The organism is Agrococcus phoenicis (assembly GCF_047302415.1).
GTDB lineage: Bacteria > Actinomycetota > Actinomycetes > Actinomycetales > Microbacteriaceae > Agrococcus.
The window spans coordinates 327,805-349,639 of the sequence record NZ_CP154854.1; the positions used below are offsets into that span (position 1 = coordinate 327,805).

General features: G+C 72.8%; 21 protein-coding genes. 18 read left to right on the forward strand and 3 right to left on the reverse strand.

What is annotated here, in order from left to right:
• The first annotated feature begins 34 nt into the window (after positions 1-34).
• The 13 genes from AA0Z99_RS01595 to AA0Z99_RS01655 all read left to right on the forward strand — a co-directional run bounded on the left by AA0Z99_RS01595 (position 35) and on the right by AA0Z99_RS01655 (position 14,200).
• The gene (locus tag AA0Z99_RS01595) at positions 35-1,090 is read left to right on the forward strand and encodes a D-2-hydroxyacid dehydrogenase (RefSeq protein WP_413318826.1); all 1,056 of its coding nucleotides are present in this window, start codon (positions 35-37) and stop codon (positions 1,088-1,090) included.
• Positions 1,090-1,905, forward strand: a complete 816-nt coding sequence (locus AA0Z99_RS01600; protein ID WP_413318828.1) for a glucose 1-dehydrogenase — start codon at positions 1,090-1,092, stop codon at positions 1,903-1,905. Before AA0Z99_RS01595 ends, AA0Z99_RS01600 begins: the two co-directional genes overlap by 1 nt.
• Before the next feature lie 17 nt (positions 1,906-1,922).
• Positions 1,923-2,987: a zinc-binding dehydrogenase gene (locus tag AA0Z99_RS01605; protein WP_413318830.1), complete on the forward strand. Its 1,065-nt coding sequence runs from the start codon at positions 1,923-1,925 to the stop codon at positions 2,985-2,987.
• Positions 2,984-3,568, forward strand: a complete 585-nt coding sequence (locus AA0Z99_RS01610) for a gluconokinase (RefSeq protein WP_413318832.1) — start codon at positions 2,984-2,986, stop codon at positions 3,566-3,568. The genes AA0Z99_RS01605 and AA0Z99_RS01610 overlap by 4 nt, the downstream gene beginning before the upstream one ends.
• A gap of 64 nt (positions 3,569-3,632) precedes the next feature.
• Positions 3,633-5,042, forward strand: a complete 1,410-nt coding sequence (locus tag AA0Z99_RS01615; RefSeq protein ID WP_413318834.1) for a GntP family permease — start codon at positions 3,633-3,635, stop codon at positions 5,040-5,042.
• Positions 5,043-5,241: 199 nt separating this feature from the next.
• Complete coding sequence (locus AA0Z99_RS01620; protein WP_413318836.1) at positions 5,242-5,883, forward strand: 50S ribosomal protein L25/general stress protein Ctc; 642 nt, start codon at positions 5,242-5,244, stop codon at positions 5,881-5,883.
• Positions 5,884-5,904: 21 nt separating this feature from the next.
• Complete coding sequence (pth, locus tag AA0Z99_RS01625) at positions 5,905-6,483, forward strand: aminoacyl-tRNA hydrolase (protein WP_413318838.1); 579 nt, start codon at positions 5,905-5,907, stop codon at positions 6,481-6,483.
• 51 nt (positions 6,484-6,534) lie between these two features.
• Entirely contained in the window at positions 6,535-7,008 is a 474-nt protein-coding gene (locus AA0Z99_RS01630; RefSeq protein WP_413318840.1) for a hypothetical protein, read from the forward strand.
• A 92-nt stretch (positions 7,009-7,100) separates the two neighbouring features.
• Entirely contained in the window at positions 7,101-10,547 is a 3,447-nt protein-coding gene (gene mfd / locus AA0Z99_RS01635; RefSeq protein ID WP_413320725.1) for a transcription-repair coupling factor, read from the forward strand.
• Positions 10,544-11,278 (forward strand): MazG family protein, encoded by a 735-nt coding sequence (locus AA0Z99_RS01640; protein WP_413318842.1) that lies wholly within the window; start codon positions 10,544-10,546, stop codon positions 11,276-11,278. The genes mfd and AA0Z99_RS01640 overlap by 4 nt, the downstream gene beginning before the upstream one ends.
• On the forward strand, positions 11,275-11,886 hold the full coding sequence (locus tag AA0Z99_RS01645) for a hypothetical protein (protein WP_413318844.1): 612 nt from the start codon (positions 11,275-11,277) through the stop codon (positions 11,884-11,886). The genes AA0Z99_RS01640 and AA0Z99_RS01645 overlap by 4 nt, the downstream gene beginning before the upstream one ends.
• Before the next feature lie 131 nt (positions 11,887-12,017).
• Positions 12,018-12,800, forward strand: coding sequence for a DUF1775 domain-containing protein (locus AA0Z99_RS01650; RefSeq protein WP_413318846.1), 783 nt, complete (start codon positions 12,018-12,020; stop codon positions 12,798-12,800).
• Positions 12,797-14,200, forward strand: a complete 1,404-nt coding sequence (locus tag AA0Z99_RS01655; RefSeq protein ID WP_413318847.1) for a PepSY-associated TM helix domain-containing protein — start codon at positions 12,797-12,799, stop codon at positions 14,198-14,200. The genes AA0Z99_RS01650 and AA0Z99_RS01655 overlap by 4 nt, the downstream gene beginning before the upstream one ends.
• Before the next feature lie 52 nt (positions 14,201-14,252).
• Here AA0Z99_RS01655 and AA0Z99_RS01660 read toward each other — a convergent pair whose 3' ends face one another.
• Both AA0Z99_RS01660 and AA0Z99_RS01665 read right to left on the reverse strand, forming a co-directional pair.
• Entirely contained in the window at positions 14,253-14,411 is a 159-nt protein-coding gene (locus tag AA0Z99_RS01660; protein ID WP_413318849.1) for a hypothetical protein, read from the reverse strand.
• Positions 14,408-15,091 (reverse strand): Pr6Pr family membrane protein, encoded by a 684-nt coding sequence (locus AA0Z99_RS01665; RefSeq protein WP_413318850.1) that lies wholly within the window; start codon positions 15,089-15,091, stop codon positions 14,408-14,410. The genes AA0Z99_RS01660 and AA0Z99_RS01665 overlap by 4 nt, the downstream gene beginning before the upstream one ends.
• Before the next feature lie 84 nt (positions 15,092-15,175).
• On the opposite strand from AA0Z99_RS01665, the gene AA0Z99_RS01670 reads away from it, so the two are divergent.
• Positions 15,176-16,426, forward strand: coding sequence for a histidine--tRNA ligase (locus tag AA0Z99_RS01670; RefSeq protein ID WP_413318852.1), 1,251 nt, complete (start codon positions 15,176-15,178; stop codon positions 16,424-16,426).
• 42 nt (positions 16,427-16,468) lie between these two features.
• Here the strand turns inward: AA0Z99_RS01670 and AA0Z99_RS01675 are convergent, their stop codons facing one another.
• Positions 16,469-17,806, reverse strand: a complete 1,338-nt coding sequence (locus tag AA0Z99_RS01675; protein WP_413318854.1) for a hypothetical protein — start codon at positions 17,804-17,806, stop codon at positions 16,469-16,471.
• 176 nt (positions 17,807-17,982) lie between these two features.
• On the opposite strand from AA0Z99_RS01675, the gene eno reads away from it, so the two are divergent.
• The 4 genes from eno (at position 17,983) to AA0Z99_RS01695 (ending at position 21,746) form a co-directional block, all read left to right on the forward strand.
• Positions 17,983-19,263: a phosphopyruvate hydratase gene (eno, locus tag AA0Z99_RS01680; RefSeq protein ID WP_413318856.1), complete on the forward strand. Its 1,281-nt coding sequence runs from the start codon at positions 17,983-17,985 to the stop codon at positions 19,261-19,263.
• Between the two features lie 62 nt (positions 19,264-19,325).
• Positions 19,326-19,778, forward strand: a complete 453-nt coding sequence (locus AA0Z99_RS01685; RefSeq protein ID WP_413318858.1) for an FtsB family cell division protein — start codon at positions 19,326-19,328, stop codon at positions 19,776-19,778.
• 68 nt (positions 19,779-19,846) lie between these two features.
• Positions 19,847-20,335, forward strand: a complete 489-nt coding sequence (locus AA0Z99_RS01690; RefSeq protein ID WP_413320727.1) for a DUF501 domain-containing protein — start codon at positions 19,847-19,849, stop codon at positions 20,333-20,335.
• A gap of 76 nt (positions 20,336-20,411) precedes the next feature.
• Positions 20,412-21,746, forward strand: a complete 1,335-nt coding sequence (locus tag AA0Z99_RS01695) for an NAD(P)/FAD-dependent oxidoreductase (protein ID WP_413318860.1) — start codon at positions 20,412-20,414, stop codon at positions 21,744-21,746.
• Positions 21,747-21,835 lie beyond the last annotated feature (89 nt).

Below are 21,835 nucleotides of genomic sequence, written 5' to 3' on the forward strand. Positions count from 1 at the left end.
CGCCGCTCGCTAGCCTGTCCTGGAAGGAGACTCCATGCCTGAGCCCACCCTGAAGGTCGCCGTCGCGGTCAGCCTCGACGACGCATCCGCCGCTCTGCTCACCGAGCTCGAGCCACGGATCGAGCTGCTGCGCGACCCCGCGCTCACTCGACCCTGGCGCTGGATCGGCGACTGGGAGGGCGATCCCGACTGGGAGCGCACCCCCGAGCAGCAGGCCGCCTTCGAGGCGATGCTCGACCGCGCCGACGCGCTGTTCGGGCTGCCCGACGTCTCGCCCGCCGCGCTCGCGCGCACGGTGCGTGCCAACCCGGGCCTGCGCTGGCTGCACACGACGGCCGCCGGCGGCGGGGGCCAGGTGAAGGCTGCGCAGCTCACCGACGACGAGCTCGATCGGGTCGTCGTCACGACGAGCGCCGGCATGCACGCCTCGACGCTCACCGAGTGGGCCGTCTTCGGCGTGCTCGCCGGCGCGAAGGGGCTGCGGCGCCTGGAGGCCGATCAGGCGACGCGCACCTGGGGCGACGGCCGTCGCATCATGCGCCACGTCAGCGAGATGACGGTGCTCGTCGTCGGGCTCGGCGGCATCGGCACGGTCGTCGCCGAGCGGTTCGCCGGCCTGGGCGCCACCGTCTGGGGCACGACGCGATCGGGCGCGCCCGTGGAGCACGTCGACCGACTGGTGCCGATCGACCAGCTCGCTGGCGCTGCGACCGAGGTCGACGCGATCATCAACACGCTGCCCGGCACCGAGCACACGACGGGCCTGCTGGGTGCCGAGGTGCTCGGCGGCGTGCGACCCGACACCATCCTCGTCAACGTGGGCCGCGGCACCGTCGTCGACGAGCCGGCCCTGCTCGACGCGCTCGACGCGGGCCGCATCGGCTTCGCGGCGCTCGACGTCACCGCGGTGGAGCCGCTGCCGACCGACAGCCGACTGTGGGAGCACCCGAGCGTGCTGCTGAGCCCGCACACCGCTGCGCTCTCGGTGCAGGAGCCGCGCCGCATCACCGAGCTCTTCGCTGCGAACGCCACGCGCATGCTGGACGGCGAGCCGCTGCAGAACGTGATGAGCACGAAGGAGTTCTACTGATGGCGGGCGGCGCCGCGGGCGCTCGCGAGGTCGCGGGGTCGAGCATCGGCCCGGCGCTGTTCGACCTCTCTGGTCGCTGCGCCCTCGTCACCGGGTCGAGCCAGGGCATCGGCCGCGCGCTCGCGCAGGGGCTCGCCGAGGCCGGCGCCACCGTCGTCGTGCATGGCCGCGACCGCGCCAAGGCCGAGCGGGCCGCGGGCGAGATCGCGGCCTCGACCGGGCGCGAGGCGCACGTCGCGACCTTCGACGTGACGGATGCGGCGGCGGTCGACGCCGGGGTCGCCGACGTCGAGGAGCGGCTCGGCACGCCCGACATCCTCGTGAACAACGCCGGCATCCAGCGCCGCAACCCGATCGCGGAGTTCACCGACGCCGACTGGCACGACCTCGTCGCGACCAACCTGACCAGCGCCTTCCTGCTCTCGCGGCGCGTCGCGAGGGGCATGATCGAGCGGGGCTCGGGCCGGATCGTCTCGATCGGCTCGGTGCAGTCGCAGCTCGCGCGGCCGTCGATCGCGCCGTACAGCGCCACGAAGGGCGCCATCGTGATGCTGACGAAGGGCCTCTGCGCCGACCTCGCGCCGCACGGGATCAGCGTCAACGCGCTCGCGCCGGGCTACTTCGCCACCGAGCTCACGCAGCCGCTCGTCGACGACGCCGAGTTCTCGGCGTGGGTCGCCCAGCGCACCCCCGCGGGCCGCTGGGGTGATGTCCGCGACCTGGTGGGTGCGCTCGTGTTCCTCTCGAGCGACGCGAGCGCCTTCGTGCACGGGCAGACGATCTACGTCGACGGCGGCATGACGGCCGTGGTCTGAGGGGCAGGATGAGCCACATGAGCGACGCGAACCTCGCGCTGGTCGCGCACGCCAAGGAGGATGTGCGGGTCGAGGCGCTGCCGGAGCCCTCGCCCGCCGCAGACGAGGCGGTCGTCGCGATCGCCTACGGCGGCATCTGCGGATCGGACCTCCACTACTGGCTGCACGGCGCCGCGGGACAGTCGATCCTGCGCGAGCCGATGGTGCTCGGGCACGAGATCGTCGGCACCGTGCTGCGCGCCGCGGCAGACGGCAGCGGGCCCGCGGCCGGGGCGCGCGTCGCCGTGCACCCCGCGACCCCCGTCGACGACGGCTCGGCCCCCTTCCCGGCCGATCGGCCGAACCTCAGCCCCGCCGGCACCTACCTCGGCTCCGCCGCGCGCCTGCCGCACACGCACGGCGCCTTCGCGAGCCGCGCGGCGCTCCCGTCGCGCATGCTGCGCGAGCTCCCGGCCGGTCTCGACCTGCGCCTCGCGGCGCTCGCCGAGCCTGCCGCGGTCGCCTGGCACGGCGTCGGCCAGGCCGGCGACGTCGCCGGCTGCCGCGTGCTCGTGATCGGTGCCGGCCCCATCGGCGCGCTCGCGATCGCCGTCGCCCTGCACCACGGCGCGAGCGAGGTGCTCGCGACCGACCTGCACGAGCATCCGCGTGCCCTCGCCGAGCGCCTCGGCGCGACCACGCTGCACGCGTCGGATGCCGAAGGGATCGCCGCCGTGCACGCCGACGTGGTCATCGAGTCGTCGGGCACCGCGCCGGGCCTCGCCGCCGCGATCAGCGGCGCGCGGCGCGGCGGCACCGTCGTGATGCTGGGCCTGCAGCGAGCGGGCGACGTCGCGGTGCCGATGGCGAGCGCGATCACGCGCGAGCTGACGCTCATCGGTTCGTTCCGCTTCAACGACGAGCTCGACGAGGTGCTCGTCGCGCTCGCCGACGGGTCGCTGGACGCCGGTGCCGTGATCAGCCACGAGCTGGCGATCGACGACGGCCTGCGCGCCCTGGAGCTCGCGCGCGACGCAGCCGTATCCTCGAAGGTGCTGCTGCGCTTCCCCGCGGCCGATGGCGACGAAGGAGTGGACCGATGAGCGAGACGCGCTACCCGCCGATGATCATCATGGGCGTCCAGGGCTCCGGCAAGTCCACGATCGGCGCGGCGCTCGCGCAGCGCCTCAACATCGACTTCATCGACGGCGACGACCTGCACCCGCCGGCCAACAAGGAGAAGATGGCCGGCGGCACGCCGCTCACCGACGAGGATCGCGTGCCGTGGCTCAAGTCCATCGGCGACACGATCGCCGAGGGCACCGCGCGCGGCCGCGTCACGATCGTCGCCTGCTCGGCGCTGAAGCGCTGGTACCGCGAGCTCTTGCGCTCGAGCGACCAGTCGCTCGTGTTCGTGCACCTGGTCGGCGGCGAGGGCCTGCTCGCCGACCGACTCGCGCACCGCGACCACGAGTACATGCCGACGACGCTGCTCGCCAGCCAGATCGACACGCTCGAGCCGCTCGCCGACTGGGAGCACGGCATCGCGATCTCGGTCGACCAGACGCCGGCGGCCATCGTCGACGAGGTCACGCGCATCCTGATGGCGCGAGCCGCGGGCCGCACGATCGAGCCCGACCCGGGCACCACGATCACCGGCTCCATCACCGTCCAGCCCGGCTGAGCCCGCCGCCGCGCGGCGCCTCCGCATCCCTCCGCACCCGACACGCACCCAAGGAGCCCGTCCGATGGAAGACCTCGTCCTCACCTGGGATCTCGGCACGGGCGGCCTCCTGCTGCTCGCGGCGGCATCCATCGCCCTGCTGCTCGTGCTCATCATGGCGTTCAAGATCCACGCCTTCCTCGCCCTGATGATCACGAGCCTGCTGACCGCCGTCGCGGCCGGCATCCCCTTCGCGCGGCTCATCGAGGCGCTCCAGTTCGGCTTCAACCCCACGCTCGGCAGCGTCATGCTGCTGGTCGCGCTCGGGGCGATGCTCGGCCGCATGATCGAGACGTCCGGCGGCGCGCGCGTGCTGACCGACAAGCTGATCGGCGCGTTCGGCGAGCGGCGGGCGGCGATGGCCGTCGGTGTCGCGAGCCTGCTCATGGGCTTCCCGATCTTCTTCGACGCCGGCCTCGTGGTGATGATGCCGATCATCTACGCCGTCTCGCGCCGCCTGGGCGGATCGCTGCTGACCGTCGCCTTCCCCGCGGCGCTCGCCTTCAGCTCCATGCACATCTTCGTGCCGCCGCACCCCGGTCCCGTCTCCGCCTCCGCGATCCTCGGCGCCGACGTCGGCCTCGTGCTGATCCTCGGCCTCGTGGTCGCGATCCCCGTCTGGTACGTCGTCGGCGTGCTCTTCGGCGGCTGGGTCGGCCGCCGCTACGACATCGCCGTGCCCAACATCCTCGGCGGCCCGAACGACGACCACCGGGACATGGAGTCGAACCCCTCGTTCGGCAAGGTCGTCTTCCTGCTCGTCCTGCCGCTCGTGCTGATCCTGCTCAACACCGGCCTCAACATGTTCGCCGCGACGACCGATGACCCGGATGCCTTCAAGGCCGAGCCCGTCGTCGCGCTGCTGCGGGCGCTCGGCGAGACGCCGGTCGCGCTGCTCATCACCGTCATCGTCTCCATGTGGCTGCTCGGCTGGGGCATGGGCAAGGCCGGATCCCTGATCGAGAAGGTCGCCGACAGCGCCCTCGGGCCGATCGCCTCGGTGGTGCTCGTCACCGGCGCCGGCGGCATGTTCGGCGGCGTCCTGCGCGTCACCGGCATCGGCGACGCGATCGCCGACTCGCTGAACTCGATCGGCATGCCGGTCATCGTCGCGGCCTTCCTCATCTCGCTCATCGTGCGCATCGCGCAGGGCTCGGCGACCGTGGCGCTCACGACCGCAGCCTCGCTCATGGCCGGAGTGGTGGTCGACGGGGGCTTCAACCCGGTCGAGACCGCCGCGATCGTGCTCGCCACGGCTGCCGGCTCGGTCGGCTTCAGCCACGTCAACGACTCGGGCTTCTGGCTCGTCAGCAAGTTCTTCGGGATGGACGTCAAGACGACCCTGAAGACCTGGACGGTGGCGCAGGGCCTGATGTCGATCGTCGGCTTCGTGATCGCCTTCGCGATCTACCTCGTCGGCGGCGCGCTGGGCTGAGCGGGGAGCGCGGTCGGCCTCGGCTGCGGCAGGCGGACGCTGCTGCTCTCGACCGCGCGGTGCTGTAGGGTGGGAGGCTGAACTTCGGCGAGGGATGCGGATGCATCCGTGATCGACGCGGTGGGAGCAGTGGACCGAGTCCTCACGCTTGCGCGTTCGAGTCGACAACGACGGGCTGCGGCCCACAAGGAGCACTTCCATGGCCACTGAGTACGACAAGCTCGAGACCGAGATCCGCGAGTCCTTCGGCAAGGGCGCCGCGCGCAAGCTGCGCGCGGCAGGCAAGGTCCCCGGCGTCCTCTACGGGCACGGCAGCGAGCCCCAGCACCTCACGGTCGACGCGCACGCGCTGTACCTGCTCGTCCGTCGCTCGAACGCGATCATCGACCTGCAGATCGGCGACTCGAACCAGCTCGCGCTGGTGAAGGACGTGCAGCGCAACCCCGTCCTCCAGGGCATGCCCGCGATCGAGCACATCGACCTCGTGATCGTCCGCCGCGGCGAGAAGGTCACGGTCGACGTCCCCGTGCACCTCGAGGGCGAGTCCGCTCCCGGCACCATCTCGAACCACGAGACCACCGCGCTCTCGGTCGAGGTCGAGGCGCTGCACATCCCCGAGTCGATCACCGTCTCGGTGGAGGGCCTCGAGGAGGGCGCGCACATCACCGCCGGCGAGGTGGAGCTGCCCAAGGGCGCGACGCTGCTCACGGACCCCGAGGCGCTCGTGGTGGGCATCGTGACGCCCGCCGCCCCCGTCCTCGAGGACGAGGACGCCGAGGCAGCCGAGGGCGACACCGAGGAGGAGTCCTCCGAGGAGTCCTCCGAGGACGCCGCGGAGTAGTCCGCACCCATCGACGCCGGCATGGCCGACACGTGGCTCGTGGTCGGGCTCGGGAATCCCGGGCCCGACTACGAGCGCACGCGCCACAACATCGGGCGCATGGTCGTCGCCGAGCTCGAGCGGCGCGCCGGCGCGAACGCCAAGAAGCACGGCAAGGCCGAGGCGCTGGTCGCCGAGTCGCGCGTCATCGGCGGCCCGAAGGTCGTCACCGCGTTCCCGCTGTCCTTCATGAACCGCTCCGGCGGCCCCGTCGGGAAGCTGATGGACTACTACGGCGTCGACGTCGATCGCGTGATCGTGCTGCACGACGAGCTCGACCTGCCCCTCGGCGAGCTGCGCCTCAAGCAGGGCGGCGGCCACGGGGGCCACAACGGGATGCGCGACATCATCGCCGCGCGCGGTCCCGATGTCCTGCGCGTGCGGCTCGGCATCGGGCGGCCGCCCGGCCGCCAGGACGCCGCGGAGTTCGTGCTGCGCCCCTTCGCCAAGGCCGAGCAGCCGGAGGCCGAGCTGCTCGTGCAGCTCGGCGCCGACGCGGTGGAGCGCATCGTCGCCGAGGGCTTCCTCGCGGCGCAGCAGCGGATCCACGCGCCGTCCTAGGCCCGGCACGCGCGCCGCTAGCATGGGATACCGATCAGAAGGAGAGGGTCCGTGCGCCGTTTCGCCATGAGTGCCGCCGCCGTCGTCGTCGCGACCCTCGCGCTCGCGGGCTGCGCCACCGCCGACGAGCCGAGCGGCCCGCAGCCGCCCAACGGGTTCACGCTCGCGGCGACGCTCGATGACGGCAGCCTGCTCTGGAGCGACTTGAGCGAGGGCTCCGGCCTCACCGACCTGATCCTCGAGTCGCCGGAGGGCGGCTACGTGCACACGTGCCTGGGCTCGGCCCCGAGGTACTGCTGGGACGACTGGCGCCAGCCGACGATGCTGCTCGTGATCGCACCCCCGGACGCGACCGAGGCCGTGCTGCAGTGGTACGGCCAGTCGCTGCCGCTCACCGCCGGCACCCCGCTCTCCGACGAGGCGCCCGCCGTCTTCGCGCTCCGGCTGCCGGAGTACGAGACGAACGAGCAGGGCTGGACGCTCGAGGTGAGGAACGCCGCGGGCGAAGCGGTCATGACCTCGTGAGCCTGCGGCCGCTCCTCGACCTGCTCGAGGGCGGTGCGCTCGCGCCCGTCGTCGAGGCATCGACCGGCGGCGCGCTCACCGGCATCGAGCCGATGCGCGCCCCCGTCGCCGCCGCCCTCGCGCACCAGCACGACCGGCCGCTGCTCGTCGTCGCCGCGACCCGGCGCGAGGTCGAGTCGGTGCGCGACGACCTCGCCGCCTGGCTGCCCGAGGCCGAGATCCTCGACCTGCCCGCGTGGGAGACGCTGCCCCACGAGCGGCTGAGCCCCTCTGCCGAGACCGTGGGCCATCGCGGCGCGACGCTGCGCGCGGTCGCGCGTCGAGACGGCGCGCGGCCGACCATCGTCCTCGCCTCCGTGCGCGCGGCGCTGCAGCCGGTCGCCGACAACCTGCTCGACGTCGAGCCGATCGAGCTCGAGGCGGGCGGCCGGGGTGTCGACCTCGCGGCGCTCTCCCGCCAGCTCGTCGACCTGGCCTACTCCCGGGTCGACATGGTCACCCGGCGCGGCGAGTTCGCGGTGCGCGGCGGCATCGTGGACGTCTTCAGCCCGGCCGAGGACCACCCGGTGCGCATCGAGCTCTTCGGCGACGAGGTCGAGCAGATGCGCTGGTTCCACGTCGCCGACCAGCGCTCCGACCCGGAGCCGCTGGCGCGGGTCGTGCTGCCGCCCAGCCGCGAGCTGCTGCTGACGGATGCGGTGCGCGCGCGAGCGCGGCAGCTCGCGCCCGAGTTCCCCGGCATCCAGCAGATGCTGGAGAAGATCGCCGAGGGCATCCCCGTGGAGGGGATGGAGTCGCTCGCGCCCGCGCTGCTCGAGCGGATGGTGCCGATCACGCACTACCTGCCGGGCACCGGTGTGCTCGTCCTGGGCCCCGAGCGCATCCGGGACCGCGTCACGAGCCTCAACGACACGAACCAGGAGTTCCTCGAAGCCGCGTGGAGCGCCGCGACGGCAGGCGGGCAGGCACCCGTCGACCTCTCGAGCGGCTTCCTGAGCCTCGACGAGCTGCGCGCGGCGGTCGACGCCCCGTGGTGGAGCTACTCCGTGCTCGCCGCGGACGACACGGTGACGGCGATCGACGGGCAGCCGGTGCCGAGCTTCACCGGCATCGCCGACGGCGCGGCCCTGCACCTGCGGCAGCGCGCGCGGGATGGCTGGCGCGTCGTCGTGACCGCCGCGGGCCAGGGGCTCGTCGAGCGCGCAGCGCAGGTGCTGGGCGAGCACGAGGTGGCGGCGCGCGTCGTCGAGGCGCTGCCCGCGCAGCTGGAGCCCGGGGTCGTGCACGTCACCCGGGCATCCGTCGAGCACGGGTTCTCGCTGCCCGAGGAGCGCATCGAGCTCGTCAGCGAGGCCGAGTTCTTCGGCCGTGCCGTGGGGGTGGACGCGCGCCAGCCGCACAAGCTCGCCGGCCGTCGTCGCTCGGTCGTGGACCCGCTGCAGCTCAAGGCCGGCGACTACGTCGTGCACGAGACGCACGGCGTCGGCCGCTTCGTCGAGCTGACGCAGCGCACCGTCTCGTCCGGCGGCCGCAACCCCGTGAAGACCACCCGCGAGTACCTCGTCATCGAGTACGCGCCCTCCAAGCGCGGGCACCCGGGCGATCGCCTCTCGGTGCCCACCGACCAGCTCGACCAGCTGAACCGCTACGTCGGCGGCGAGGCCCCGCAGCTGTCGAAGATGGGCGGCAGCGACTGGCAGCAGTCGAAGGCCAAGGCGCGCAAGGCGGTGCGAGAGATCGCGGTCGAGCTCGTGCAGCTCTACTCGAAGCGCATGGCCTCGAAGGGTCGCCGCTTCGGCCCCGACAGCCCGTGGCAGCGCGAGCTCGAGGACGCCTTCCCCTACGCCGAGACGCCGGACCAGCTCACCACCATCGACGAGGTCAAGCGCGACATGGAGCGCGAGGTGCCGATGGATCGGCTGCTCTCGGGCGACGTCGGCTACGGCAAGACCGAGGTGGCGGTGCGCGCCGCGTTCAAGGCCGTCCAGGACGGCACGCAGGTGGCGGTGCTCGTCCCGACCACGCTGCTCGTGCGGCAGCACTTCGAGACCTTCGCGGCGCGCTTCGCCGGGTTCCCGGTGCAGGTGCGGGCCCTCAGCCGCTTCCAGACCGACAAGGAGGTGCGCGAGACGATCGCCGGCATCACCGACGGCACCGTCGACGTCGTGATCGGCACCCACCGCATCCTCTCGGAGAACGTGCGCTTCAAGGAGCTCGGGCTCGTCATCATCGACGAGGAGCAGCGCTTCGGGGTGGAGCACAAGGAGCGGCTCAAGTCGTTGAAGACCAACGTCGACGTGCTCTCGATGTCGGCGACGCCCATCCCGCGCACGCTCGAGATGGCGGTCACCGGCATCCGCGAGATGTCGACGCTCGCGACGCCGCCGGAGGCCCGGCACCCCGTGCTGACCTTCGTCGGCGCCTACAACGAGCAGCAGGTCGCGGCTGCGATCCGCCGCGAGCTGCTGCGCGAGGGCCAGGTCTTCTTCGTGCACAACCGCGTCTCGTCGATCAACCGCGTGGCCGCGCAGCTCGCGGAGCTCGTGCCCGAGGCGCGCATCGGCGTCGCGCACGGCAAGATGGCCGAGACGGCGCTCGAGCGGGTGATCGTCGACTTCTGGGAGAAGCAGTACGACGTGCTCGTCTCCACGACGATCGTCGAGACCGGCCTCGACATCCCGAACGCCAACACGCTCATCGTCGATCGCGCGGAGCGCTACGGGCTCAGCCAGCTGCACCAGCTGCGCGGGCGCGTGGGCCGCGGCCGCGAGCGCGCCTACGCCTACTTCCTCTACGACGGCGAGCAGCCGCTCTCGGAGACGGCGCACGACCGGCTCGAGACGATCGCCGTGCACAACGAGCTCGGCGCCGGCATGCAGGTGGCGCTGAAGGACCTCGAGATCCGCGGCGCGGGCAACCTGCTCGGCGGCGAGCAGTCGGGCCACATCGCCGGTGTCGGCTTCGACCTGTACCTGCGGATGGTGGGGGAGGCCGTCGCGGTCTTCCGCGGCGAGGAGGACGACGGGCCGCGCGAGCTGCGGCTCGAGCTGCCCGTCGACGCGGTGATCCCGGAGGACTACGTCGACTCGGAGCGCTTGCGGCTCGAGGCGTACCAGAAGCTCTCCGCCGCGGCGTCGGCGCGGGACGACGACGCGATCGACCGCGTGCTCGAGGAGCTGCAGGACCGCTACGGCGAGCCGCCGGCGCAGGTGAGCGCGCTCGTCGCGATCGCGCGCCTGCGGCGCAAGGCGCAGACCGCGAAGCTCTCCGAGGTCATCACCGTCGGCCCGAACCTGCGGGTCGCCCCGGCCGAGCTCGCCGACTCGGTGCAGCTGCGGCTGCGCCGCATGTATCCCGAGGCGAAGCTCAACGCGGCGGCGAAGACGCTCGTGGTGCCGCTGCCGACGGCGGGCGGCGGGCGCCTCGCGGGCACGCAGGCCGAGGCGCTGCCGGACGCCGAGCTCGTCGCGTGGGTCGACGCGCTGCTGACCGCGATCTTCCCGCCGCCGAAGCCCCCGGCCGAGGAGCCGGCGCCGTGAGCGACGCGGCGGGCGCTCGGGCGGAGCGCGCGTTGGACGAGCTGGTCGCCGTGATGGCGCGGCTGCGCGCGCCGGGCGGATGCCCCTGGGACGCCGAGCAGACGCACGCCTCGCTCGCGCCCTACGCGATCGAGGAGGCGCACGAGCTCGCTGAGGCGGCCGAGGCCGCGACCGGCGATTCGGCCGCCGACGCGCACCTGCGCGAGGAGCTCGGCGACCTGCTGCTGCAGGTCGTCTTCCACGCCGACATCGCGCGCACCGAGGGCCGCTTCGACCTCGACGACGTGGCCCGCACCCTGATCGAGAAGCTGCGACGCCGGCATCCGCACGTCTTCGCGGGCACCGAGGTCGAGGGCGTGGGCGACGTCATCGCCAACTGGGATGCCATCAAGCGCGCCGAGAAGCCCGAGCGGGAGAGCGCGCTCGACGGCATCCCCGCCGGACTGCCGGCGCTCGCGCGCGCGCAGAAGCTGCTGGGCAGAGCGCAGCGGGCGGGCATCGAGTCGGCGGTCGAGCCTGACGACGCACCAGCGCGCGAGCAGGCGGTGGCGGATGCGCCGGCGCACGCCGAGGCGAGCCTCGGTCGTGCGCTCCTGACGATGGTGCGCGGCGCATCCGCTGACGGCATCGACGCCGAGCGCGCGCTGCGCGGCGCGACCCGCGAGCTCGAGCGCGAGCTGCGCGCTCAGGAGGCGGCCGCCGCGCGCGGGGCGGAGGACAGGGAGCCGTGAGCGCGCCCGTGACGATCGAGGCCACCCTGCAGCGACGGCGCCGCGCGCTGGCAGCCGCGCTGGTCGTCTCGGGCGCCACCGCGCTGGCCACGGGCCTCGCGCATGCGCTCGGCGGCGGCCTCGCGCCGGATGCGCTGCTGCTGGCCGCCGGCCTCGTCGCCACGCTCCTCGTGCTCGCGCCCGTGCTCGGCACGCGGCGCTCGCTCGCCCGACAGGGCATCGCGGTCGCGATCGCCCAGGCCGTGCAGCACGGGATCTACTCGCTGCAGGGCGCCGCGCATCCGACCGCAGCCGCCGGGCACGCGCACCACGCCGTCGACGCGGCGCTGCCGGGCTCGGCCGCGGTGCTGCACGAGCATGCGAGCATGCCGCTCGCCCACCTCGTCGCGGGCGGCCTGACGCTCGCGCTGCTGCGGCTCGTGCCGCGGGCGCTCGCCGCGATGCTCGAGGCGATGTCGCTGCGCCGCGCCGTGGCAGCGCTGCGGTGGGCGGGCATCCCCGCGCGACGCCGCGCGTCCGTCACGGCATCGTGCCCGGCGCATCGTCGCACGCTCGACGTGCTGCACGCCGCGCTCGTCACGCGCGGCCCGCCGCTCGCGCTCGTCTGAGCCCATCCTCCGCGCGATGCCTCGCGCGGCTCCCGCACGCCCGCCCTCGGCGGCGTGCTCCCAGACGAACGCGCCCACGGGCGCACCGCGCGCAGCGCCGTCTGCCTGCGCGCCCACTGCGAGGAGCAGTCATGACCGACCCCATCCACACCCACGCCGTCCACACCCACCCCACCCCCGCCAGCGCCCGACGCCGCGCCCGCCGCGGCGTCGTCGGCGCCGCGACCGGACTTGCCGCCGCGGCGCTCGTGCTCGCCGGCCCGCTCGCGGCCAGCGCCCACGTGCACGTCAGCCCGAGCTCGACCGAAGCGGGCGCCACGAGCATGCTGGCCCTGTCGTTCAGCCACGGCTGCGACGGCTCGCCCACGACCGCGGTCGAGGTGACCGTGCCCGACGAGATCGCCTCGGTCGCCCTGATCGCCAACCCCGGCTGGCAGGTCGCCGCCGACCTCGGCGAGGGCGGCGCGCGCCTCGTCACCTTCACCACCGATGCGCCCATCCCCGACGGCGTGCGCGAGACGCTCGAGCTCGAGGTGACGCTGCCGGAGAGCGCCGCCGACGGCACGACGCTCGTCTTCCCGACGCTGCAGCGATGCGAGGCGGGCGAGTGGCTCTGGGCCGACGAGGATCAGGCCTCTGCGACGCCGGCCCCGGTGCTGACGATCGGTGCGGCGGCGGATGCCCACGGGCACGACCACGGTGCGCCCGCGGCCGACAGCGGCGCGGCGGGAGCAGCAGACGAGGCGGGCGCGCACGACCACGACGCTGCCGCAGCGGATGCCGAAGCGGCAGCCCCTGCTGCCGAGCCCGCCGGAAGCGCCTCAGTGCCCGTCTCGATCGCGGCGCTCATCGTGGCGGTGCTCGCCGCGATCCTCGGCGCCTCGGCGCTGCGCCGGCAGGCCCAGCAGCGATGACCGCCACCGCAGCGCGACCGCCGCAGGCCCCGTCTGCCGAGGCGCAGCGGTGGTTCGTGCCGCTGCTGCGCCGACTGCACTGGCTCGCCGGTGTGCTCGTCGGCCCGTTCATCCTGATCGCCGCGCTCTCGGGCGCCGCCTACGCGCTCGCGCCGGCGGTCGAGCAGGTGCTCTACCGCGATGCGCTCACGGCGCCCGCCGAGGGCGACCCGCTGCCGCTCGCCCAGCAGGTGCGGATCGCGCAGGAGGAGGCGGGCGGCGCCGCGCTCTCGGCGGTGCGACCGGCACCCGAGGCCGGCGCGACGACCCGCGTGCTCTTCGCCGAGGAGGGGCTGGTCGCGAGCGAGAGCCGCGCGATCTTCCTCGACCCCGTGAGCGGCGAGGTGCGAGGCGACATGACGGTCTACGGCACGAGCGGCTCGCTGCCGCTGCGCACGGCGATCGATCACTTCCACCGCGGCCTCGGGCTCGGCGACGTCGGCCGGCTCTACTCCGAGCTCGCGGCGAGCTGGCTCGGCATCGTCGTGGTCGCCGGCCTCGGGCTCTGGTTCGCGACGTGGCGCACGGGCCGCCGGCGGCGCGAGCTGCTGCGGCCGGAGCGCAGGGCCAGCGGCGTGCGGCGCCTGCGCTCGTGGCACGCGTCGCTCGGCATCTGGCTCGCCCTCGGCGCGCTCTTCCTCTCGGCCACCGGCATCACGTGGTCGCAGCTCGCCGGTGCGAACGTGACCGAGCTGCGCGCGGCGCTCGGCTGGTCGACGCCGTCGGTCTCGACCTCGCTCGAGGGCACTGGCGGCATCGACGATCCGCACGCCGGTCACGGCGAGGCGGTCGCGGCCGCAGCGGTGGCCCCGGTGGACTTCGATGCGGTGCTCGCCGTGGCCAGGACGCAGAGCATCGACGTCGGGCTCATCGAGATCCGTCCGCCCGCCGACGCCGCGTCAGCGTGGGTCGTCCAGGAGATCCAGCGCTCGTTCCCGACCGAGGTCGACGCGGTCGCGATCGACGGGGCGTCGCTCCAGGTGGTCGACCGCGTCGACTTCGACGACCTCGGGCTGATCCCGAAGCTCGCTCGCTGGGGGATCGACCTGCACATGGGCACCCTGTTCGGCCTGCCGAACCAGCTCCTGCTCGCCGCGCTCGCGATCGGCATCGCCGCGATGGTGGCGCTCGGCATGCGGATGTGGTGGTCGCGCGGCCCCTACGGCCGACCGGGCTCGCCGCCGGCCGCCGGCGCGCTGGCTCGGGCACCGTGGTGGGCGATCCTCGCGGTGGTCGCCGTCGGTGCCGCTGTGGGGCTGCTGCTGCCGCTGGTGGGCTGGGGACTCGTCGCGTTCGTCGTCATCGACGGGGTGCTGGTCGCGCTGCGCACGCGTCCGCGGGCTGCCGCCGGAGCCCGCTGAGACCGCACGGAGCCGGGATCGTCGTCGCTGCGCGGCGATCCCGGGGCGGTCGTCACGGCCGCACGACCAGGTTCTCGACCTTGCGGCGTGCGTCGACGATCTCGTACGCCCTGACGATGTCGTCGAGCGGCATCGCCTCCTGCAGCACCGGATCGAGCTCGCCGTGCGCGAGCTGGGCAGGAGTGAGGGTGCCGACCGCGTCGAGGATCACGTCGAAGCGGCGCCCGAGGGACTCGGCGCGGCATCGGCGGCCGGCTCCCGGTAGCGAGCGCGCCCGACGGCCGCCACCAGCAGGATGCCGACGAAGAACGCGATGAGCACCTGCCCGGTCGGCCACAGCAGCCCGGCCCAGCCCCCGTGCTCGCCCGGGTCGAGGAACGGGTATGGGTACCAGCCGTCGATGAGCGCACCGCGCAGCAGCGAGCAGGCGAGGTAGGCGATCGGGTAGAGCATCCACCACACCGCGCGGCGCACGACGATCCGTCGACGGGTCGCCACGAGCAGCCAGTCGAGGCCGACCAGCCACGGGACGATGCGGTGCTGCGCGGCGTTCGTGAAGTCGACCGACCACGACCAGACCTCGTCGGGCTGCGCCAGCAGCACCGCGTAGACGACGCCGGTGAGCACGATGTAGGCGGTCGCCGCCCCGCGCAGGTGGTCGAACCACCGCGGCCTGCGCTCCTGCGGCACCAGCAGCATCCATGCCATCACGACGATCACGAGCAGGTTCGACTGCACCGTGAAGTAGGCGAAGTGCTCGCTGGCCCGCTCGCCGCTCGCGAGCATGTTCCTGATGTTCCAGCCCTCGGCGACGACCGCGATGAGCAGGATCGCGACGCGCCAGGCGATCACGGGCACAGCCTGGTCGTGGAAGGGCCAACGTCGTCGCACGAGGCACATCGTCGCACTCGGGCGCGCGCGGCGCCGGATGCTGCGCTGACGCGCAGCGCGTGTCGCGTGCGGGAGGATGGGGGCATGGCATCCCAGGTGAACCCGCCGCGCGGCATGCGCGACTTCCTGCCGGTCGAGAAGCGCGTGCGCGAGCGCGTGCTGCGCGTCATCAGGGGTGCGTACGAGCACCACGGCTTCGAGGAGATCGAGACGCCCGTGGTCGAGGACGCCGCGCGACTGCACGCGGGTCTCGGCGGCGACAACGAGAAGCTCGCCTTCGCCGTCATGCGACGGGGCCTGGGCGTCGACGACCTGCGCGAGGCTGCGGCGCCGCTCGACCTCGCCGACCTCGGTCTGCGCTTCGACCTGACGGTGCCGCTGGCACGCTTCATCGCCACCCACCGCGCGAGCCTGCCGCCGGTCTTCCGGGCGATCCAGATCGCGCCCGTGTGGCGGGCCGAGCGCCCCCAGCGCGGTCGCTACCGGCAGTTCATGCAGTGCGACATCGACATCGCGGGCGAGCCGGGCATCACGGCGGAGCTCGAGATCCTCGCCGCGACGGGCGATGCGCTCACGCGGCTCGGCATCCCGGACGCCTTCATCCGCATCAACGATCGGCGCATCCTGTTCGCCGCGCTGGAGCACGCGGGGGTGGAGGAGGGGCTGCGCGAGGGCGCGCTCATCACCGTCGACAAGCTCGACAAGATCGGCGCCGAGGGGGTCGTGGCCGAGCTGGGCGCCCGAGGCATCGACGGCGAGCGGCTGCTCGCGACGCTCGAGGCGATCCGGGCCATGGTCGAGACCGGTGGCGAGGGCGCTGCCCCTGCACCGCTCGACGGCTTCGACGCGGCGGTGCTCGCCCCGGTGCGCGAGCTGCTGGGCGCGAGCGCGGGCATCCGCCTCGAGTTCGACCCGACGCTGGTGCGAGGCATGGGCTACTACACGGGCCCGATCTTCGAGATCGCGCACCCCGAGCTGCCCTTCTCGATCGGCGGCGGCGGCCGCTACGACGGCATGGTCGGGCGCTTCCTCGGCCAGGAGCTGCCGGCCGTCGGCATCTCGCTCGGGTTCGAGCGCCTGGTCGACCTCGTGGCGCTCCCGCCCGAGGCGGCAAGCGAGACCATCGCGCTGCTGGTCGACAAGGCGGTCGAGCCCGCGGATGCGGTGGCCATCAAGCGCGAGCTGGTGGCGGCCGGTCAGACGGTGCGCATGCAGCGACGCCCGAAGAACGCGACGTTGCTGCTCGAGCAGCTCGCCGCATCCGGCGCCACCCACTTCGCGTTCGTGCGCCCCGGCACCACGGCGACCACGCTGGAGGTCAAGCCCATCGAGTGACGGGCGCCGACGCAGCCTGCTCGTCGACGCGGACGACGAGGCTTAGAGCGTGATCCACCCGAAGCCGAGGGCCGCCAGGGGCACGCCGAGCAGCAGCACGACGATCGCCACTGGGACGAGGATGGTCGTGTAGATCGCCCATCGAAGGAGAGCGTCGGGGCGTGCACCCGAGGTGGTGACGCAGATCCGGTGCGCCAGGAGCGCGAGGATCGGCCCGAGCGGGAAGAACGCACTGCAGAGGATCGCGGCCTTCGACAGGTTCCACCACGGAGGCTGCGCGGTCGTGCGCTTGCGGCCCAGCTTCTCGAGCTCCGCCAGCAGCCTCGCCCTCGCCGCCGCGATCAGCGGCGCGTCGAACGGCAGCCACCGAGCGGGCGTCACGAGCACCAGCCAGCTCGCCGCAGGGGCGAGGCAAGCGACGACCATCATGATCAGGAACAGCACGAGGTCGCGCGAGCCTGTCGTGTCCTGCACGAGAGGGAAGTGCACGATCGCGATGACGGCGAGGTAGACGAGGAAGAGCAGGGCGAAGACGATCCCCTCGATCGCCAGGACGATGGGCTGGTCGTCGGCGATCCTCCGCAGCGTCTCGACGCTCGTGCGGATCAGCGCGGCGAGGATCACCGTCGCGAGGAGCGCGCTCACCGCCGCGGTGAGCCAGTCTCCGATGTTCCAGAGCGAGCAGGCGGTGACCGCGGCGGCGGTCGCGGTGGCCGTCAGCGCGTACCCCCATGCTCGCTGACGACGACTCGGGGACGCCGCTCGGGCGGACCCCAGTCGACGCAGCGCTTCGCCGATCTGCGTCTTGCGGATCTCGTTCCAGCCCGAGAGCATCTCTTCGCTGGAGCTCCCGGCACCCGAGGCGACCGCGGCATCCGAGGCGATCGCGACGATGAGGAGCACGAGTGCTGCGGCGCCGAGCGGGGTGATCAGGTCGATCGGCGTCCTCGCGCTGGTGGCGAGCTGGTGGAAGAAGCCTGGGACGATGAGGGTGAAGCCACCGGTGGCGGTGCCGATGGCGACCATGCGGGCGATGCCGCCGAGCAAGAGCAGGTGTGCCCGCTGATCACGGGTGTTCCAGTGCCGCTCGTCCTTGGGGGAGCGCACGAGGAGCTGCAGCCCGATGGAGACCGCGAGCGCCGCTGCGAACGCGGGGCCGATCGAGCTGTCGTTGCCGCTGAAGGGATCGGTGTCCACCCGCACGCCGGGTGCGGGGGCACGGCCGATGAGCCAGGAGACCGTCAGCAGCAGCAGGCAGAGGATGAGGCCGATGCCGAAGGCCTCGGCGAGCGCCTTCGAGAGCTGCCCGGAGTAGATCTTGTAGCGATCGAGCACGGCGACGGTCTCGCTCGCTCGCGGTCTGCTCTCCGGCTCGCTCATCGTGGCAGGTCCTGTCTCGTCAAGTGCCGGTCCAAGTGTGGACGAACCCGACGCGGCGGTCGTGCGTCGCACGGCACCTGTTGATAACTGCGCTCCTGTGCTGACTCGGTGTGGCGCGGATGCCGCCGGGACTAGGCTCAGTGCTGGCCATCCACTGCGATTCCCAAGGAGCACTTGTGGCACTCATCGACACCCTGCAGGCTCGCGAGATCCTCGACTCGCGCGGCAACCCGACCGTCGAGGTCGAGGTGCTGCTCTCCGACGGCTCCGTCGGCCGCGCCGCGGTGCCCTCCGGTGCCTCGACCGGCGCCTTCGAGGCCTACGAGCTGCGCGACGGCGACAGCGCGCGCTACCTCGGCAAGGGCGTCGAGCAGGCCGTCGACGCCGTGAACGAGGAGATCGCGGAGGCGATCGAGGGCATGGTCGCGGACGACCAGCGACTCATCGACTCGACGCTGATCGAGCTCGACGGCAGCGACAACAAGAAGAACCTGGGCGCCAACGCCATCCTCGGCGTCTCGCTCGCCGTCGCGAAGGCCGCGGCCGACTCGTCGCGCCTCCCGCTGTTCCGCTACCTGGGCGGCCCGAACGCCTTCCTGCTGCCGGTGCCGATGATGAACGTCATCAACGGCGGCGCGCACGCCGACACCGGCGTCGACGTGCAGGAGTTCATGATCCTGCCGATCGGCGCGGAGTCGTTCCGCGAGGGCCTGCGCTGGGGTGCGGAGACCTATCACACGCTCAAGGCGATCCTGAAGGAGCAGGGGCTCGCGACGGGCCTCGGCGACGAGGGCGGCTTCGCGCCCGACCTGCCGAGCAACCGCCAGGCGCTCGACCTGCTCGTGCAGGCGATCGAGAAGGCCGGCTTCACGCCGGGCACCGACATCGCCCTCGGCATGGACGTCGCCGCGAGCGAGTTCTTCGAGAACGGCGTCTACCGCTTCGAGGGGCAGGATCGCTCGAGCGCCGACATGGCCTCCTACTTCACCGAGCTCGTCGATGCCTACCCGCTCGTCTCGATCGAGGACCCGCTGGACGAGGACGACTGGGACGGCTGGGCATCGCTGACCGAGACCCTCGACGACCGCGTGCAGCTGGTCGGCGACGACCTCTTCGTCACGAACCCCGAGCGCCTCGTCGACGGCATCGAGCGCGGCGCCGCCAACGCGCTGCTCGTCAAGCTCAACCAGATCGGCACGCTGTCGGAGACCTTCGACGCGATCCGCATCGCGACCCAGGCCGGGTACGGATCCGTGCTCTCCCACCGCTCGGGCGAGACCGAGGACACCACGATCGCCGACATCGCGGTGGCCGTGAACTGCGGTCAGATCAAGACCGGCGCTCCCGCCCGCAGCGAGCGCGTCGCCAAGTACAACCAGCTGCTGCGCATCGAGGAGGACCTCGGCGACGCGGCGGAGTACGCCGGCGCCGGCGCCTACCCGCGCTTCGAGGGCTGACGCATCGGCGACTGACCGCGGTTCGGCCGTCTTAGGAGGGCACTCGCCGGTAGCATCGGCGGGTGCCCTCCTCGTCTGATGTCGCCCTCGGGCAGCTGCGCGTCTCGTGGCTGCTGCTGGTCGTCGTCGGCCTCGTGGTGGCGGGCTTCGTCGTGCTCGCGCCGACGGTGGGCCTGCTGCTCGAGCAGCGCCGCGACATCGCCGCGCTCGAGGCGCAGGTGGCCGCGCAGCAGGCCAACGTCGAGTCGCTCGAGACCGAGGTGGCTCGCTGGGACGACCCCGCCTACATCGAGGCGCAGGCGCGCGACCGGCTCTTCTTCGTCTATCCGGGGGAGACCAGCTTCGTCCTGCTCGACGACCGCTCGGCGCTCGAGACGGCCCCGACCGATGTGCCGTCCGCGACCATCGAGGCGCCCAGCAGCGACTGGTCGACCAGCGCCGCGACCTCCGTCCTGCTCGCCGGGCTCACGAACCAGGCGCCGGGCTCGCTCGGCACCGCACCGGAGCCCGAGTGAACGAGGCAGCCCTCCCTCCGCAGGCCGCGGCCCCGATCGATCCGGCCAGCGACCGCGACCTCGAGATCATGGCGCTCCAGCTCGGCCGCACGATGCGCGGTGTGCTCGGTGTGGGCGCCCGCTGCGCCTGCGATGCGCCGACCGTGGTCGTGACGAGCCCGCGGTTGCCCGACGGCACCCCCTTCCCGACCTTCTACTACCTGACGCACCCGGCGGCAGCCGCATCCGCCTCTCGGCTCGAGGCCGACGGCACCATGGCGCAGCTGCAGGCCCAGCTCGAGGAGCCGGCGGTGGCGGATGCGTATGCCGCGGCCCACGCTGCGTACCTCGCGGCGCGGGAGGCCCACGGGCACGTCGAGGAGATCGCCGGGATCAGTGCCGGCGGCATGCCGACGCGCGTGAAGTGCCTGCACGCCGTGCTGGCCCACGCGCTCGCGGCGGGCCCCGGCGTCAACCCGATGGGGGATCGCACGCTCGAGCTGGGCGACTGGTCGCCGGCCGCGTGCGCCTGCGCCCCGGATGCCCGCGGCCCTCGCGCTGACGCCGACCGCCGCTGACGCCCGCGAGCTCGGCATCCTGGAGACGGTAGAATCAGGAGCAATCCACATCTGATACCGGGGAAGAAGTGCGTCTGTGAACAAGATCCTGATCGTCGGAGGCGGCTACGCCGGCCTGTACACCGCACGAGGGCTCGAGCGTCAGCTGGGTGACTCGGAGGCGGAGATCATCGTCGTCGACCCGCTGCCCTACATGACCTACCTGCCGTTCCTGCCGGAGGTCGCGGTCGGTTCGATCGAGCCGCGCCACGCGGTGGTGCCGCTGCGCCGCCACCTGCACCGCACCCGTGTCGTGCAGGCGAAGGTCACCTACGTCGACCACGCGAACAAGGTCGCGACCATCAAGCCCGAGCTGGGCGACGAGTGGACGCTCGAGTACGACGTCGTCGTCATGACCGCGGGCTCGGTCTCGCGCACCTTCCCGATCGCCGGCGTCGCCGACGAGGCCATCGGCATGAAGACCATCGAGGAGGCCGTCGCCGTGCGCGACCGCCTGATCTCGAACTTCGCCAAGGCTGCGGCGCTGCCCGTCGGGCCCGAGCGCGACCGGCTGCTGACGGTCACCGTCGTGGGTGGCGGCTTCGCCGGCATCGAGACGATCGCGGAGCTGCGCGACTTCGCGACCCACCTGCTCTCGCGCTTCCGCGAGATCTCCTTCGAGGAGGTGCGCTTCCACCTCGTCGAGGCCATGGGTCGCATCATGCCGGAGGTCAGCGAGCAGACGGCGCTGTGGGTGGTCGAGGATCTGCGCAAGCGGGGCGTCGACGTGCACCTCGAGACCCAGCTGCAGGGCGCCGTCGACGGCGTCGTCGAGCTGTCGACCGGTGAGCGCTTCGGCTCCGACCTGATCATCTGGACCGCCGGCGTGATGGCGAACCCGGTCGTGCGCGCGACCGATCTGCCGCTCGACGAGCGGGGCCGCGTCACCGCGCTCGCGACGCTCCAGGTCGCCAAGGACGGCGTGGTCGTGCCCGACGCCTGGACGGCCGGCGACGTCTCGGCGGTCCCCGACAAGTCGAAGACCCCCGGCCCGGGTGGGTTCTGCGTGCCCAACGCGCAGCACGCCGTCCGCCAGGCCAAGCTGCTCGCGAAGAACATCGTCGCCGTCCTGCGCGACGAGGCGCCGCGCGAGTACATCCACGACAACCAGGGCGCCGTCGCGGGCCTCGGACTCTGGAACGGCGTCTTCCAGAAGGGCAAGATCGCCATCAAGGGGCCGCTCGCCTGGCTCGCGCACCGCGGCTACCACGGCTTGGCGATGCCGATGTGGGAGCGCAAGTGGCGCGTCTTCGGCGACTGGTGGGCGCAGTTCTGGCTGGGCCGCGACATCGTCGAGATCTCGGACCGCGAGCAGCCGCGCGTGGCCTTCGAGACCTTCGCCTCGCGACCGAAGCCGCCGGTCGACGCCTAGGCACCATCCGACGACAGCGCCGCGCCCTCCCCGGAGGCCGCGGCGCTGTCGTATCCTGTAGACGTGAAGAATCGTCATAGGGCGGTCCT